Origin of the sequence: Archangium lipolyticum (assembly GCF_024623785.1) — a bacterium.
GTDB lineage: Bacteria > Myxococcota > Myxococcia > Myxococcales > Myxococcaceae > Archangium > Archangium lipolyticum.
Window position 1 is genome coordinate 490516 of record NZ_JANKBZ010000001.1, and the last position, 15048, is coordinate 505563.

General features: G+C 66.1%; 16 protein-coding genes. 9 read left to right on the plus strand and 7 right to left on the minus strand.

The window, feature by feature from the left end:
• Positions 1-37: 37 nt before the first annotated feature.
• Positions 38-247: a hypothetical protein gene (locus tag NR810_RS01675; RefSeq protein ID WP_257446713.1), complete on the minus strand. Its 210-nt coding sequence runs from the start codon at positions 245-247 to the stop codon at positions 38-40.
• A 431-nt stretch (positions 248-678) separates the two neighbouring features.
• Here NR810_RS01675 and NR810_RS01680 point away from each other — a divergent pair, with 431 nt between their 5' ends.
• Together NR810_RS01680 and NR810_RS01685 are read left to right on the plus strand one after the other, a co-directional pair.
• On the plus strand, positions 679-1521 hold the full coding sequence (locus NR810_RS01680) for a phosphatase PAP2 family protein (protein ID WP_257446715.1): 843 nt from the start codon (positions 679-681) through the stop codon (positions 1519-1521).
• 30 nt (positions 1522-1551) lie between these two features.
• Positions 1552-1944, plus strand: a complete 393-nt coding sequence (locus NR810_RS01685) for a VOC family protein (RefSeq protein ID WP_257446717.1) — start codon at positions 1552-1554, stop codon at positions 1942-1944.
• A 32-nt stretch (positions 1945-1976) separates the two neighbouring features.
• Here NR810_RS01685 and NR810_RS01690 read toward each other — a convergent pair whose 3' ends face one another.
• Complete coding sequence (locus NR810_RS01690; protein WP_257446719.1) at positions 1977-2939, minus strand: alpha/beta hydrolase; 963 nt, start codon at positions 2937-2939, stop codon at positions 1977-1979.
• Between the two features lie 162 nt (positions 2940-3101).
• On the opposite strand from NR810_RS01690, the gene NR810_RS01695 reads away from it, so the two are divergent.
• The gene (locus NR810_RS01695; RefSeq protein WP_257446721.1) at positions 3102-6551 is read left to right on the plus strand and encodes a GMC family oxidoreductase N-terminal domain-containing protein; all 3450 of its coding nucleotides are present in this window, start codon (positions 3102-3104) and stop codon (positions 6549-6551) included.
• 48 nt (positions 6552-6599) lie between these two features.
• On the opposite strand, the gene NR810_RS51990 is transcribed toward NR810_RS01695, so the two are convergent.
• Positions 6600-6998 carry a cytochrome P450 gene (locus NR810_RS51990; RefSeq protein WP_326522482.1) on the minus strand — a complete coding sequence of 133 codons (399 nt, stop codon included), beginning with the start codon at positions 6996-6998 and terminating at the stop codon, positions 6600-6602.
• Positions 6999-7037: 39 nt separating this feature from the next.
• Here NR810_RS51990 and NR810_RS01705 point away from each other — a divergent pair, with 39 nt between their 5' ends.
• From NR810_RS01705 to NR810_RS01725, 5 genes are all read left to right on the plus strand, one after another.
• Positions 7038-7670 carry a TetR/AcrR family transcriptional regulator gene (locus NR810_RS01705; protein ID WP_257446725.1) on the plus strand — a complete coding sequence of 211 codons (633 nt, stop codon included), beginning with the start codon at positions 7038-7040 and terminating at the stop codon, positions 7668-7670.
• A 56-nt stretch (positions 7671-7726) separates the two neighbouring features.
• On the plus strand, positions 7727-9184 hold the full coding sequence (locus tag NR810_RS01710) for a M48 family metallopeptidase (RefSeq protein ID WP_257446727.1): 1458 nt from the start codon (positions 7727-7729) through the stop codon (positions 9182-9184).
• Positions 9185-9216: 32 nt separating this feature from the next.
• A complete protein-coding gene (locus NR810_RS01715) occupies positions 9217-9885 on the plus strand; it encodes a hypothetical protein (protein WP_257446730.1) in 669 nt (222 codons plus the stop codon).
• A gap of 181 nt (positions 9886-10066) precedes the next feature.
• Positions 10067-10924 (plus strand): hypothetical protein, encoded by an 858-nt coding sequence (locus NR810_RS01720; protein ID WP_257446733.1) that lies wholly within the window; start codon positions 10067-10069, stop codon positions 10922-10924.
• Between the two features lie 149 nt (positions 10925-11073).
• Entirely contained in the window at positions 11074-11325 is a 252-nt protein-coding gene (locus NR810_RS01725) for a hypothetical protein (protein ID WP_257446734.1), read from the plus strand.
• Positions 11326-11383: 58 nt separating this feature from the next.
• Here the strand turns inward: NR810_RS01725 and NR810_RS01730 are convergent, their stop codons facing one another.
• Complete coding sequence (locus tag NR810_RS01730) at positions 11384-12016, minus strand: TetR/AcrR family transcriptional regulator (RefSeq protein WP_257446735.1); 633 nt, start codon at positions 12014-12016, stop codon at positions 11384-11386.
• Positions 12017-12082: 66 nt separating this feature from the next.
• Between NR810_RS01730 and NR810_RS01735 the strand changes: the two genes are divergently transcribed.
• Positions 12083-12823, plus strand: a complete 741-nt coding sequence (locus tag NR810_RS01735) for an SDR family NAD(P)-dependent oxidoreductase (RefSeq protein ID WP_257446736.1) — start codon at positions 12083-12085, stop codon at positions 12821-12823.
• A gap of 150 nt (positions 12824-12973) precedes the next feature.
• Here the strand turns inward: NR810_RS01735 and rplC are convergent, their stop codons facing one another.
• The 3 genes from rplC to NR810_RS01750 all read right to left on the minus strand — a co-directional run bounded on the left by rplC (position 12974) and on the right by NR810_RS01750 (position 15009).
• On the minus strand, positions 12974-13657 hold the full coding sequence (gene rplC / locus NR810_RS01740; protein ID WP_257446737.1) for a 50S ribosomal protein L3: 684 nt from the start codon (positions 13655-13657) through the stop codon (positions 12974-12976).
• Between the two features lie 143 nt (positions 13658-13800).
• Positions 13801-14574 carry a hypothetical protein gene (locus NR810_RS01745; RefSeq protein WP_257446739.1) on the minus strand — a complete coding sequence of 258 codons (774 nt, stop codon included), beginning with the start codon at positions 14572-14574 and terminating at the stop codon, positions 13801-13803.
• 33 nt (positions 14575-14607) lie between these two features.
• On the minus strand, positions 14608-15009 hold the full coding sequence (locus tag NR810_RS01750) for a hypothetical protein (RefSeq protein WP_257446742.1): 402 nt from the start codon (positions 15007-15009) through the stop codon (positions 14608-14610).
• Between the last annotated feature and the right edge of the window lie 39 nt (positions 15010-15048).

Consider the following 15048-nt stretch of genomic DNA (forward strand, 5'->3'; position numbering starts at 1 on the left):
TCGCTCTGTCTCTCGGCGCCGCCCTCGGAGTCCTTCCCTACGTATCCCTGGGTGGGCGCATAGACGAGGTTCGGCGCCGTCCCCGACAGAGTGCCGTGCTGTACGTGGACGTCCCGCTCCCGCCGGCCACGAGCACCTTGCCCGAGGGCAGCGAGGACCAGCCGGGATCCACCACCACCGGGCCGGACAGGCCCACCAGGTCCACCGCCATCTCCACGGACAGCGTCCGGCCCAGCGCGTAGCGCACGGGCGCACCGGCAGTTCGCGCGCGTACACCAGCTCCAGGTACTCGCCCACGGCGCGCGCCGCCACCACGCCTGGGGGCAGCGTCACCTCGTAGCGCACCCGATGCTCGCGCTGGCCCTCGGGCAGGACGATGAACTCCTCCACGCGCCCCGCCAGCCATTCGTGGGGCACACCTCTTTCCGACACTGGATGGGCTGAGCGGGCCGGCTCGAGCCCCTCATGCCTCGGAAGGGAATGGCCGGCGGGGAGGTGGGTCTGTTGGCTGATTGAAGATTGGCATCATCTTGATGGGATTCGTTTTAAGTATTTGCCGTATGGGAGGTGGAGGGGTGGCCTCGGTGAATAAGTTGGGGCACTTGGGGACGGAGATGTGGGGGGCCGACCTTGCTCAGGATGAGATTGGGAAAGTGGGTCGAGTCGCAGGATTGGACCATGTACGGCATGGTCTTTTCCGTATTTCTCATATGGCGAATTGGCGCGATTGGGGGCTGGAGCAGAGGGTGTTGGATCCTGCTAGCCGTCTGTCTGGTGGGAGTGCGCAAGGACCAGAGTGACATCGACTGGACGCGGTTCTTCACCATCGGGATTCCGCTCCTGGGCGTGTTCTACTACTTCTACAAAGCCGGAAATGCCTTGTGGTGGGAGTTGGCGAACTGGATGTTCCAGAACAACAAACATCCCTTGCATTTGGATGAGCTCATGCAGGCGATTCCGCTGAATGCCGGCGCCTGGGCCAGGACGTTCAGCTGCGAGGCTCTGGATGAGTTCATGGCGTGGGTCTACAGCCACAGCTTCGTGGTGTCCCTGTGGATCTGCATCGTGCGGAGCTTCTGGACGAAGAGCGTCAAGAAGATGCTGTCCTACGCGCTGTCCGGTCACCTGCTGCAGTTCCCCCTGATATTTCCTTTCTACAATCTGATTCTCCTGCGCGAGGTCTGGTATGTGAAGAGTCAGCCGGATCTGCTTCAGCGCCAGTTCGCGGATGAAAACGCGCTGCTCGTCAACGTGATGAACTGCTTCCCGAGCATGCATACGTCCATCGCGTTCGCGATGCTGCTGCTGGCCCTACGGGAGAAGGACGGGATCTTCAAGACGACGATGGTCGCCTACTGCGTCTCCATCATCTTCTCCACGTTGTATCTACAGATTCACTGGGTCGTGGATGTGCTGGCCGGCATGGCTTTCGGTTTCGGCTCCGTCAAACTGGCGGACAGGTTGATTCATGTCGTGTCGGCCCGGCTCGTTCCGGCGAAGCTCAAGGCCACCTGCGCATGAGAAGGCGGGAAGGCCTTTGGAGAGGTGACCATGGCGAACGTGGGCTCGATCAACTTCCACTGCATCATCCCGGACGATGCGAATCAGTCGGGACAGAAGTTCTACGCGGCGCTATTTCCGACCTGGCGGTTTCGCTACCAGCCGCCGAACCAATTCTGGGAGATCACCGGCCCGGACGGCCGGACACCGCAGACCGCGTATCTGGCGATCATGACCGGCCCGGGGACACCGCGCACTCCGGTGCAGTACTACACCGTCCCTTCTATTGACCACTCGCTGGCGCGCGCCATCGAGCTCGGCGGCAAGGTCGTAACCGGAAAGACCCCAGTCCCCGGTGTCGGCTTCTTCGCCGAACTCACCGATCCGCTCGGCAATGCCTTCGGCCTATGGGAAGACAGCACGAAGGACGGAGCGGCACGCTGAGCGACGGCAGGGCGGCGTCCCCCGGATCCCGCTCAGCGGGCCAGAAGTCGTGCGAGCCAGGCCTCGCGCGCGGCGATGCAGGCCTGGGCGAGTTGTGATTGGGGTGCGATGTCGTAGAACCCGTGGAAGGCGCCGCCCCAGACGTGAAGCTCGCAGGTGCCACCCGCGGCCCAGATGGCGCTGGCGTAGGCTACGGCCTCGTCACGAAACACTTCGGCGGCACCGACGTCGATGAACGTGGGTGGCAGGCCGCTCAGGTCCGTGGCGCGAGCGGGTGCGGCGTAGGGAGACACGTTGGCGGAGCCCCGCCGGTTGCCGAGCACCGCCGTCCAGGCGGTCAGGTTGCTGGTGCGGTCCCAAATGCCGGTGCCCTGGTACTGGTAGGAGGAGACCGTCTCGTTGCGGTCATCGATCATCGGGCACTGGAGCAACTGTCCGGCCAGCTTCGGTCCCTTGCGGTCGCGCGCCAGCAGCGTGGAGCCCGCCGCGAGCCCGCCGCCTCCGCTGCCGCCGAAGATGACCAGACGGTCGGGGTCGAACATCAATTCCCTGGCATGCTTCGCCATCCATTCGAGGCCGGCATAGCAGTCCTCGACGGGGGTCGGGTCGGGGTGCTCGGGAGCCAGACGGTATTCAACCGTGACGCCCACCGAGTCGTGCTTCATGGCCCAGTCCACCAGCGGGTAGACCGCCGCGAACCGGTTGCACATGACCATGCCGCCCCCGTGGATGTTGTAGATACCGGGGCCGGGCGCGTGGTGATCCTTGCGTGAGATCACCGACACGACGATGTCGACACCTTGGTAGCCGGGGATGGTGTAGTCGACGCATTTGACGGGCAAGTCGCCGATGAGCTCCTCGATGGTCGGCATCTTCAACGCCCGGAAATGCTCCAAGCGGTCGGGAGTCATGTTGACCGGCACATACCCCTCCAGGGCCGGTAGGAGCGCGGCGAGCTCCGGGTCGAAGGTCGGATGCGCGATCTTGCTTTTCATGACGGCTCCTTATGCCGATTTTCTCGAGCGCCAGGGGGCGATGGCTGACAGCTCCGTGCGACTGCGGGCGGATGGTCCTGGACTTCACACCGACCATAGCGTGACTGCATGCCAGTGCCATTCCATCTCCGGGGGTATCCGGGTGTCGACCCTCTCGATGGGTTGTCGGCAGCACCCCGCTACCTGCTCGCGATGGCCGTGACGGCTGTGGTGTCCGCCGGGCTGGTGGGGTTCATCACCCCCGTATTCCACCTCATCGAGTTCAGCAGCCCGTGGGGTATCGCCGCCGAGGTGGCGGGTTTCACCCTGCTCGCCGCTCCGCTCCTGGTGACCTTCCGGAAGTCGAGCTCGCTCTTCCTCTACGCGCTCGTCCTGCTCCCGCTGTACGCGCTGGACCTGTATCTGGAAGACCACTTCCGGGCCCATGGCCTGCGCGCCGTGTGGATGTATACCCCGGGGACCTTCATCTCCCGGATCGAGCCCCCGGCCCTCCGCTTTCTCTTCACCCTGTCCGTCGATGCCCTCCTCATCGGGCCGGTCTGCCTCTGGATCAGCCGGCTCCTCGCCTCGGCGTTTCGCCCCAAGGTGCCGGCGAATGCGCGCCAGGAGGTTCCCCCCGGTCAGTCCCTCTTCCCCGAGTCCTGGATCGAAGGAGCAGTGCCGAGGCCTGCCCGTGACGCCGGGTTCTGGATCCTTCGCCTCCTCGGGTTGGCCTATCTCGGCTACCTGGCGTTGCTGCTGCTGGGAGGGCTCGGTGCGGCGGCCTGGCCCCCCTCGGTGGGCATGCTCTTCGAGATGACCTATGCCAATGCCTATCTCGCCACCAACACCGTGGCGAAGATTGGCCTGATGACAGGTCTCGCCTTCACCGGGGCGTACAACCCCCGGCTCCGCCAGACGGCCACGCTCGCCTTGCTCCTCGGGCATGCGGTCTCCGTGGTGGCCTCTCTTGTCTTCTACGCGGTAGACCCGCCGGGGACGCCCTACCGGGACTTCCTCCTGACCTCGTCGCTGGTGGACGGAGGGATGATCCTCCTCTTCCTGTGGATCCTCTGGCGCACCAGGAAGGACTCCGCCCAGGGCGAGAGCGAAACGCTCCTCTCTTCATTCTCCCTGCCCTTGACGCTGTGGCGGTACGTGCTGCTCGGACTCGCCGCCTACTCAAGCGCGGTCATCGTCGTCTCGCTCATCGGACGCTTCGGCCAGTTGCCCCTGCGTGGGTGGGACGCACTCTTTTCCTTTCCAGATCCAACGCTAGGCAACTCGCTCACCCTCTACAGCACGCTGGCCTTCCTGTGCCTGTCGATGGCCCGCCAGCAGTATCTGCGTGACGCCCTCACCGGGCTCCTCTGCTTCTCGCTCGGCCTCGCCATCCTCCTCGGCGTGCTGCTCCTGGCGGTGGGGAGCGCGACGGTCGCTCTTCCGGGAGAAGAGAGGCCCCTCTCCATCACCCGCTATCTCATGTTGCACGTCCTGGAATTCGTGGGGGTGGTGGCCGCGCTCTCCACCCTGCGGAGCCTCTATTACAACGTGGAGTACACGATCACCTCCTTCCGGGCGCCCAGCGCGCAGGCCATCCTCGGCATCCACGACGCACTGTTCCCTCCTCGCGAGCGCTCGGACGTGGTCCAGGCCGTCGATCGGTACGCCGCCAACATCCGCGGGCGCAGGCGCGGCCTGCTGAACTTCCCCTTCTGGCTCCTCGAGGTGCTCCTCCCTCCCGTGTTCGGACTGCACCCCGGATTCTCGATCATGTCTCCCGAGGAGCAGCGCTACTTCCTGCGGAAGTACCTCATCCGGCACGAGCACGAGAGGCAGCGCTCCTTCGTGCCGGAGCTGGCGGGCCTGGCCTATCAGCTGGCCGTCGCGGCACACTCGGTCGTGCTGTTCGCCGTCTATGCGAGCCGCGCGAGACAGGGGAGGATTGGCTATGTCCCCCCTGGGGGGCGGCTGCGATTGCAGGGGGACTCGCCCTCGTCCGCGCCTCCCTCGCAGGGGATGGCGCTGCTGCCCACGGACGAGCGGGATCTCGCCAACTTCCGCCCCAGCGCGCCCGCGCGGCGGGTGCCCGCGCCTCGCGTCATCACCCCTGGCGAGGACAAGCCCCTGCCCGAAGAGGTGGACTACCTCGTGGTAGGCTCGGGGCCTGGGGGCGCGGTGGCGGCCTACCGTCTGGCGCGTGAGGAAAAGACAGCGACCATCGCCGTGCTCGAGCGGGGAGACCGCTATGCCCCCCTCCAGGACTTCAGCGAGTACGAGCTCGACATGGTGGCGAAGCTCTACAAGGAAGGCGGCATCCAGCAGACGAAACGCGCGGACATGATCGTCCTCCAGGGCGAGTGTGTCGGGGGTGGCAGCGTCATCAACAACGCCGTCTGCTACCGGATGCCCGATCACATCCACGAGCTCTGGCAGCGGGAGTACGGGCTCGACCTCGGGTCGCTGCCGGCGGAGTACGACCGGATCGCGGGCGAGCTCGGAATCGGTCCGCTCCCGGCTGACGGCATCAACCAGGTGGTCCGAGCCGTCTTCGAGCAGGCGGTGGAGTCCTTCAACGCCACGCCGGGCGTGAGCAAGCTGGAGCCCGTGCGCGTGGTCGACGTCAATGCCCCGGCCGCGGTGGGAGATGGCCTGTGGAACCTGGGGAACAAGTACCTCGGCAAGCGCTCGATGCTGGAGACCTTCATTCCCTGGTCGGAGGCGCGAGGGGTGGCCTTCCTGCCGAAGTGCACCGCCATCAGCTTCACCAGGTCCGGGCAGCGCGCCGGGTCCGTGCTGGTCCGAACCGTGGGCGGCATGCTCCATCGCATCCGGATCCGGAAGGCGCTCGTGGTGGCGGGTGGAGTCATCGCCAGCAGCCACTTCCTCATGCGCAGCGGAGTGGAGCGGCCGGTAGGCCAGCGGATGAGCTGCAACTTCGCATTGCCCGCCACCCTCGAGCTGGACCGGGTGGTGGATGCGTTCGACGGGGAGCAGATCACCCTGGGGACGAAGGACTCGCAGAACCGCGCCCTCTTCGAGACCTACTTCAATCCCCCCGGGGCGTTCGCCCTGACGCTCCCGTTCTACTTCGACCGCCACCGCGCGGTGATGGAGCGCTACCGCCACCTCGTCAATTTCGGAGCCCTCGTCGGGTCGGAGTCGAACGGCGTGCTCGAGCGCCAGCCCTCTCTCATCAACGGCCAGTCCTTCACCTGGAAGTTGGGCCCGAAGGACGAGGAGCACATCCGCTATGCCCTGGGGATGCTGCTGGAGCTCGGCAGGGGCGCGGGGGCCCGTCGCATCGCCCTGCCTACCCGGCCGGGCGTGGAGTTCGAGCCCACCGAGGAGAACATCCGGGAATTCAACCGGCGGCTCTCCACCTACCGGCTGCGCATGCAGGACCTCCTCGTCAACACGGCACACCCCCAGGGCGGCAATCTCATGGCGGGGCGGCAATCCCTCCACCGGGACGAGCGGGTGGTGGACGAGGACTTCCGCGTCGTCGGGCTCGACAACGTCTACGTCGTGGATGCTTCCGTGTTCCCCACGAGCATCACGGTCAACCCGCAGTGGACGATCATGGCCATGAGCTCCCTGGCGGCCTCCCGGATCCTCCAGGCCCACGCCTGACGAGCAGGGTCTCGCGCCACGTGCCCTCCTCGTGAGGGTCTCAGCCTCTCAGGCCGGGGGCGAGGGTTGCAGATCATGAGACGGGGAGCCCCGGTGCAGGTCGAATCGATCCGGATCCGGGAACTTCCGCTCGTCTCGATTGGCGGAGGAGAGCAGCGGGAACACCATCGCCCCTCGCGGCACGGTCACTCCCGAGAGGGTGATGTCGCTGGCCGCGATCCGGGATTCGCGAGAACTTCTGGCGCCATCAGGTTGATAGGATTCGTCATTGTCTTCTCCTTGTCTGGGTCCACACCTTGATGAGGGCTGCGCGGCCTCTCCACGGACCTGGCATCCCCCCTGCCCCCCAGCCCCCTCAGCGGCCCCTCCACTCTCGTCGAAGACAGGTTCAAAAATCCGTCCGCCCTCGTAAACGATTGAAAAGCGCAAAGAGAGTGTGTTACCCACCCGCCCGCCTGAACGAACGTTCGTTCAGCAAGGCCGGTCATGCGCACCCTTCCTCGATCACATCTGCAGGCTCAGAAGGCGACCCTTCCGGCAACGGTGCCCAACGGCACACGGCGGCGAATACTGGAGACGGCCCTGCGGCTCTTCGCGAGCGAGGGGTTTCACGGCACGTCGATCCGGGATGTCGCGAAGGAGCTGGAGCTCCAACCGAGCGCGCTCTACTCGCACTTCCCCTCCAAGGAGCACATCCTCGCGGAGCTCGTCCAGATTGGCCACGAGGCGCACCACGAAGCACTCCGCGGGGCGCTGCTGAACGCGGGCACCGAACCGGCGGAGCAGGTGCGAGCGCTCGTCCGGGTCCACACCCGCCTGCATGCGACCCACCCGCAGTTGGCGGTCGTGGTGAACGAGGAGATCCACGCCCTGCCACCCGAGCTCGCCGCACCGGCGATGGCACTGCGAAACCAATCCGCCGCCTTCTTGCGCGAGGTCATCGAGCGCGGCGTGGCGATGGGGCGGTTCTCTCCTCCCCACACGGTTGCCACCGCGGCGGCGATCTCCGCGATGGGCGTGCGTCTCCCGTATTGGTACGAGCCGGCGGGCACGCTCGATATCGAGACCCTCGCGGATATTCACACCGAGCTGGCGCTCCGAATGTTGGGAGGGCGCTGAAACGGGTCCTCGAGACCTCGCGGCCCTGGAGAGCGCATGGGCCGCCACCGCCATCCATGAACGACCACGCCATCCAACGCAAAGTCCTCGCTTTCTTGCTGCTGCTCCCTCTTGGCTTGATGCCCTACTCCGCGCTGCAGTGGTTCCGGGTGATGGAGAGCGAGCAGGACCTGGTGAGGCTGCCACAGCGGCTGGCGCAGCTGCGCAACCCGCCCGATACCGGTGAGAGCGGCCGTGCGGCGGAGATGAAGCGGATGAGGACGGAGTCGCGTGCCAGCCAGCTCGAGGAGAAGCTGCGCTTTCTCGAGGCTCAGCGGGGCAGCCTGATGCTGCGCCGCGCATTGTCGACCGCCGTGCTGCTTGGTGAGCTCGGCGCCTTCGTGATGGGCCTGGTCCTCGTGCTGAAGATCCGCGTCGACAGCCGCCGCGCGCATCGCTCGTTCGATTACCTGCTGAGTCATCTGGGAGCGAGCTTCGATGCGGTGTCGCGGATGCTGCTGTGGCACATCGGTCTGATGTTGACGGCGCTGGCCGCCACCGCGCTGTACGAGGCGGTATGGTCATATACCCACTGGTCCACCCACGGTTTCGTGGCGGTGGTGTTCACCTTGCCGTGGTGGGGCGCGAGCTGGGCTACCACCTGGCTATTCTTCCGCGCCCGCCGCGAGCTTGCGCCCCTGGAATCCTCGAGCGTGGACGTGCTCGGCCGGGTGCAGGCGCGCGACGACGCGCCAGGGCTGTGGAAGTGGGTCGACGGCATCGCCAGCAAGCTCGACGTGCCGCGGCCGGACCATATCGTGGTCGGCCTGGTCAATGGCTTCTTCGTCACCAGCACGCCGGTGCGGGTCGAGCCGCAGCAGCTCATGCTGAATGGCCGCACGCTGTATATCCCACTGACCTTCGCCAGTGTGCTGAGCCAGGCCGAGACAGCCGCGATCATCGGCCACGAGCTCGGGCATTTCTCGCACCAAGACACCGACCATGGCGCACAGCTGTCGCCGCTGTACCAGCGCATGCGGCAGAAGATCGCCGTGCTGCTGCAGCAGGACGAGGAGCATCCGAGCTGGTTCAACCGTCCCGCCATCTGGGCCTCGGTGTACTACCTCGACCAGTTCGACCGCGCCTATCACCACTGGAGCCGCCAGCAGGAACTCGCCGCGGATCAGGTCGGCGCGCGCGTCGGGGGCCCCGCCGTGTGTGCCTCGGCGCTGATCCGGGTGACCGCGGTGTCCGAGGTGATTGATCAACTGCTGGCCGATCCGCGGCTGCGGGGGAGCAACCTGATCCAGGCCCTGCTGGAACGGCTTCGGCGGACCGAGCTGACACTGACCCAGGAGACGCTGGAACACACCATCGCCCACCCGGTCGATACCCATCCCCCGACCCGTACGCGGCTCGAGGCCCTCGTCGAATCGCTCGACCCGGACCTGCTGCGGCAAGCCACTCGCAAGCCCGGTGAGGCGGAGACCTCATGGTTCACGCGAATGCTGGCCAGCCGCACACAGGCCGCCTGAAACCCTCTCATTCTTCCCCAAGGAAGCTTCCCATGTCCAAATCCCGATCCCCCGACGCCATCCAGAACCTGGCGCAGTCGCTCAGCGAAGACTTCGCCCATCACAGCAAGGCCGAGCGGGCCGAGGCGATCCGTGAGCTCAAGCAGATCATCGCCAACGCGCCCGAGCGCAGCGAGTTCCGCGATACCAAGAAGTTCTTCTACCGCGGCCCGGTGTTCGGCGTGGCGCCGCTGGCGCTGGCGATCTACATGATGAAGACGCAGGCGTCGCCGAGTTGGGGCATGATCGCCTTCCTGCTGGCGCTGGCGCTGTTCGGTGTGGTGCTCGCCTACCAGCATCGCAATGATGGCGCCACGCCACACATGGTGCTGACCCGCACCGAGCTGCAGGTGACCAATCTGTCCGCGCCGCTGCCGCTGGTCGAGGTCAACGGCCTGGAGATCGCCGAGCTGTCGCAGACCTGGATCAACTTCCATGTCGGCGAGAACACTTCCCTGCCCACCGCGACCCGATTGCGCGGCCTGCTGGTGTCGCAGGCGGTGGTGTTCCCCAAGGGCAAGAAGCGCCGCATCGCGGTGAGCATGGCCGGCATCAAGGTCAACGGCGAGAAGCTCGACTGGGATGAGACCCTGGCACTGATCGAGCGACATCTGCAGGCCGCCCACGCGACCGCTGAGCTTCAGGCGCTCCAGGCTGGCTGAGCCCGTTGCTCCCTCAGGCCACATTGGCCTTCTGCGGGAACTTCGACTGGTTGAATCCGGCTGCTGACTCCTCAGCCAGACTCGACCTCGCAAGCGCGCCCGTTCGTCCTTTTCCCATCGCGGGCACTCTCTATCTGTGGGGGTCGAGGCCCTTTACGAGCGAGGGACGGAGAGGAAAGCCATGAGCTGCACCACCCAACAGTCCGAAGTCACCGCCCTGCGGAACCGTCGCAATGAGCAGCTGAAGCTGCTGGAGAGTCTCCCCCACAACGCGGGATACGAGGCCGCGAGCGCGGAACTCGACCGCATCGAGGCCGACCTCGCGGAGGCCGAGGCGGCCCTCAAACTGTGCCAGGACCAGGAGGCACAGGCCGCCAACCCCGTCCCCAAGCCGGTCTCGGCCAAGGTCGACAAGATCCAGTGCCACGACGTCAGCAAGGAGGTCGGCCACGACGAGCCGTACCTGCTCATCGCCACGTTCGACATGACCGACGCCGTCAACCTGGGAGTCGTCGGCGTGACGTTCCCGGACATCAACGTGCTGAAGATCGGTCCGTGGATCGGCGTCGATGCGGGCGAGACGCACTACACCTCCCACCTCTCGTCGGCCAACCGCCCGAACTTCTGGGATCTCGACAGCGGCCCCCGCCCGATCGCCCACCCTCAGGACGTCATCTTTCTCGTGGCGATGTGCGAGAACGACGGATCGAGCCCTGACGCCATCCGCGGTAGGGTGCGCACGGACCTGCTCGCCGCCCGCGCCCCCAACACCAACAGGTCCTACAGCGCCTACGTCACGGCGATGATCAGCAACATGACGGGAAGCATCGAGACGAACCGCCTCCTGGGCCTCGATCCGCTCAATCCCAACGAGGACGACCTCGTCGAGACGGTCAAGCACCTGGCCCTCACCGCCGCTGACATCGACCGGCTCAACAAAGACCTCCTGCCGGTCGTCAAGACGCTGCGGTTCACGCAGCGCCGCGGCGATGGCAACGTGACGAACGACTACACGGTCACGTTCTCTTTCACGGTCTGAAGGTCGGCCAACAGTCCGTTCCGCAATCTCAAACACTGAGAACGCTGGGCACGGAGCTTTGCAGTGACATCGCGAGTTTCAGGGAAGCCTTGACCGGCACTTCCGTACGCTGTTGCATTCGCACATCACCAGCGAAAAGGAGTGTCATCATGTTTCTTCGTGGGCTCGCGATGGTCGCCGTCGTTTCTGTCTTCGGGATGGGCTGTGGTGGAGCGGAAGTGACGGAGGAAGGCTCGGAGCTCGGTCAGGACTCCGCCGAGCTCATCCAGAGCTGTGAGTATCTCCAGGGCCGCGTCTGTCGTCCGGAAGCGGAGTTGGGCTGCCAGTGGGCCAATGGCACCTTTGGCGAGTGCTTCTGCCAGAACATCCCCTCCAACAAGTGGGTCTGCCTGTCCCAGTAAGGCTCGTGACCGGCCGCCTCTTGGGAGGGCCGCTGACGACGGGCGAGCCGGGTCGGGTCTACCGGCTCGCTTCCGTCAGTGATTGCCACGCCTTCATGGCGAGCCGGGCCGTGGCCCGCAGATCCTCGCGGGTCGCTCCGTCACGGGCCTGGATGGACATCGCCTGCTGGACGCCCACGTAGAACCGGGCGATGGGCAGTGGATCCACGTTTCGTGGAAGCTCTCCTTCGGCCATGGCGCGCTCGATGCGCTCGCGGACGCGCTGAAGCACATGGGCGCGTTTCTCCACGATGAGCGCCTTCAGTCCGGCATGGCCCTCGTCCCCCGGGGAGGCGAGCGTCACCATGCATCCCAGGGGTTTTCCGGACCTGGTCAGGACATCGGCGGACCTGAGCAGCCAATCCTCGATCGCGCCATGCGCGGTCGGAGCCTCGGAGAACCCGCCCCAGACGAGGGGACCATGGGTCTCTTCGTACTGTTCCAGGGCCGCCTCATAGAGGGCTTCCTTGCCGCCGAACGCCGCATAGAGGCTGGGCGAGTTGATCCCCATGGCCGCGCACAGCTCCGCGATGGACGTCGCGGTGTAGCCCTTGCTCCAGAACAGCTCCATCGCGGCGCACAGCGCCGCCTCCCGGTCGAACTCTCTTGGGCGGCCGCGCTTGGGCACCCGCTTTTCTGTAGTGGTCGGCACAAAAACCCCTTGACGCTCCTATCTCCATCGAGGATTTTGTGTCGACCATCACAGAAAGGGAACAGCATGTCGAAGCTTGCTGGCAAGAAGGCGCTCGTCACCGGGGCCAGTCGTGGAATCGGTGCGGCGATCGCGCGAAGGCTCGCGGCGGAGGGCGCGGATATCGCCTTCACCTATCAGCGCTCGGCCGAAGCAGCCCAAGCGCTTGCAGGGGAGATCGAGGCGCTCGGGAGGAAGGTCATCGCCCTGCGGGCCGACAGCGCCGATCCCGCGGCCGTGCAGCATTCCGTCTCGGCGACGGTCGAACAGCTTGGCGGTCTGGACATCCTCGTCAACAACGCGGGCATCGCCCGGAGAGGTCCGCTCGAGGAGATGGCGCTCGAGGACATCGACGCGCTTCTGAACGTCAACATCCGGGCGGTCGTGCTGGCCACGCGGGCGGCCATCCCGCACCTGCCTCGTGGCGGTCGCATCGTCAACATCGGCAGCAATCTCGCCGAGCGCGTGGCCTATGGTGGCGTCACGGTGTACTCCATGACCAAGTCGGCGTTGGTTTCGCTGACCAAGGGCCTGGCTCGGGATCTGGGGCCACGGGGGATTGCCGTGACCCTGGTCAACCCCGGCTCGACCGACACCGACATGAACCCGGCGCACGGACCGAGAGCCGAGAAGCAGCTCGGACTCAGCGCCGTGGGGCACTATGGCAAGTCGGAGGACATCGCGGCCGCGGTCGCATTCCTCGTCGGGCCGGACGCCACTCATGTCACGGGGACCAGCCTCACGGTGGATGGGGGACAGAACGCCTGAACCCGCGGAAACACGAACGCCCCGCCCGGTGGGTAGACCGGAGCGGGGCGTCGGAATGGGGGCCCTGTGGCGGTGCCTGGAGGCTCGGTAGGACGAGTGACCCGGCCCTCCCCCTGGGCGAGGGAGGGAGCACACACGGGGCCTACGGCATTACTTCGCGGCGGCGGTGCGGGCGGCCTTGTGCTGATCGCGCAGGGCGACCTTGATGCTCGGGCGCACCACGATGATGCCGTCGTTGTGGCCGGGGATGGAGCCCTTGATGAGCAGCAGGCCCTTCTCCACGTCCACGTCCACCACGGTCAGGTTCTGGGTGGTGACCTGCTCCACGCCGTAGTGACCGGGCAGCTTCTTGTTGGGGTACACGCGGCCGGGCGTCTTACGCTGACCGATGGCGCCCGGGTGACGGCGGTACTCGTGGGTACCACGCGTGGCCGTCTGCGAGCCCTTGAAGCTCCAGCGCTTCATGACGCCCTGGAAGCCACGGCCCTTGGTGATGCCCGTCACGTCGACCAGCTGGCCCTTCGCGAACAGGTCCGCCTTCACGGCGTCGCCCACGTTGTAGCCCGCGGCCTCCTCCGCGCTCACCCGGAACTCCTTCAGGTGACGGCGCAGCGGGGCATTGCCCTTCTTGAAGAAGCCCAGCTGCGGCTTGTTCAGGCTCTTCTCGCGGATCTCCCCGAAGCCCAGCGTCACCGCCGAGTACTGATCCTTCTCCGGAGTCCGCTTGCCCACGACCTGGCAGGTGTTGACGTCGACCACCGTCACGGGAACGAGGTTACCCTCCTCGTTGAACACCTGGGTCATTCCGATCTTCTTGCCAATGAGACCCTTCACGTCGTCCTCACAACTCGCGCCAATTGCGCGAAAACGTCAATGATTTCAGCAGTTTGCGTCCGACTTCAGTCCCCGGACGCCAGGAAGCGGCGCAATGTAGCAGCTTGCCCCCCACCGTCAAGCACGGCGGGAGGGTGGGCGCTTCACTCCGCGCGATCCAACCGCGGGTAGAACGGTGCGAGCTGCGCGTCCTGGATGCGCTGCGCGTACACGTCCTCGCCGAGCAGGAACAACGCCTGGTCGAGATAATCCTCCGCGGCCTTCACCTCGGTGTCCTTCTCGGCGATCGCCTGGTCGATCTCCGCCATCGCCTGCTCGAACGCCTCCTTGCGGGCGTTCATCTCGTCTTCCATCTCGAGCATGCGCTTGTGTGCCAGGATGCCGGCGGCGCCGGGCTGACCGGGCTTGGGAGTGAGCGCCTGGGAGACCTCCCGGTCCAGCTCCTCCACCTCGCGGGCCAGCCGCATCTGTTGGATGCGGTTCTTCTTGAGGTTGTCGCGGGAGACGCCCAGCTTCACCGGATCCTGGGTGGTGAGCTCCAGGTCGGCGTGCTTCTTCTCCAGCTTCCTGAGCGCGTCCTGGGCATAGCGCAGGTCCGCGCGCCGGGTGGACAACGTCTTGCGCAGGGTCTTCGTCTGCGCCTCGACGGCGTCCACCGCCTTCTTCCATTTCTTGACGATCTCGTACTGGACGGCGCGGTCCGCCTCGTACTGGGCGAGGTAGTCCTGCCAGGCCGCGTCCTCGTCGTTCATCTGCTGCTCGAGCGCGGCCAGTTCGTCGCGCCGGGCCACCACCGCCGACTCCGCGCGGTAGACGCGGTCCATGGTGCGGGGGCAGTTGGGCTTGCCCGCGAGGCGATCCCTCGCGAGATCGCCCAGTTGGAAGATCAGATCGTTGTAGCTCTCCGCCTTGGCCATGCCCCCTGTTTTATGCCCAAGGCGAGCAGGCTGTCAGCTATCGGCCGGTGCGGCGGCGACCGAAGAGGCGCTGGCCTCTGCGGCGGCCTGGGCGGCCCCCTCGGCCAGGGCGAAGAGCTCCCGGGCACGATCCTGTTCCTCGGTGCGGTTGAGCTCGCAGACCCAGGCGCTGGACAGGTCCGCGTGTTGGCGGGCCAGTTCAGCGGTGGACTCATAGCGGGCCGCCGAGGCACGGGCGAAGGAGCCTTCCCTGCGCAGCTCCATCACCGTGTCGTCGTCGAGGGTAATCTCCTCGGGCGGCACCGGCAGCGGCCCCCGGCCGAGCGCCGCCAGACGTGCCAGCAACCGCGAGGCGTGTGCCCTGCAGAAAGCCGCCAGAACCATCAGCCGCGCCCGCCCGCGGCTATCTCCGAGCCTTTCGGCGAGCATCGTCATGCGACGCGCCGAAACCACCTCGGACTCCCATGCAGCTGC

Coding starts and splice junctions, on each gene's coding strand:
- NR810_RS01705 (WP_257446725.1), top strand. CDS start 7,038: ATGCGCACCCTTCCTCGATCACATCTGCAGGCTCAGAAGGCGACCCTT.
- NR810_RS01710 (WP_257446727.1), top strand. CDS start 7,727: ATGAACGACCACGCCATCCAACGCAAAGTCCTCGCTTTCTTGCTGCTG.
- NR810_RS01720 (WP_257446733.1), top strand. CDS start 10,067: ATGAGCTGCACCACCCAACAGTCCGAAGTCACCGCCCTGCGGAACCGT.
- NR810_RS01725 (WP_257446734.1), top strand. CDS start 11,074: ATGTTTCTTCGTGGGCTCGCGATGGTCGCCGTCGTTTCTGTCTTCGGG.
- NR810_RS01745 (WP_257446739.1), bottom strand. CDS start 14,574: ATGGCCAAGGCGGAGAGCTACAACGATCTGATCTTCCAACTGGGCGAT.
- NR810_RS01735 (WP_257446736.1), top strand. CDS start 12,083: ATGTCGAAGCTTGCTGGCAAGAAGGCGCTCGTCACCGGGGCCAGTCGT.
- NR810_RS01750 (WP_257446742.1), bottom strand. CDS start 15,009: ATGACGATGCTCGCCGAAAGGCTCGGAGATAGCCGCGGGCGGGCGCGG.
- NR810_RS01715 (WP_257446730.1), top strand. CDS start 9,217: ATGTCCAAATCCCGATCCCCCGACGCCATCCAGAACCTGGCGCAGTCG.
- NR810_RS01690 (WP_257446719.1), bottom strand. CDS start 2,939: ATGAAAAGCAAGATCGCGCATCCGACCTTCGACCCGGAGCTCGCCGCG.
- NR810_RS01685 (WP_257446717.1), top strand. CDS start 1,552: ATGGCGAACGTGGGCTCGATCAACTTCCACTGCATCATCCCGGACGAT.
- NR810_RS01680 (WP_257446715.1), top strand. CDS start 679: ATGTACGGCATGGTCTTTTCCGTATTTCTCATATGGCGAATTGGCGCG.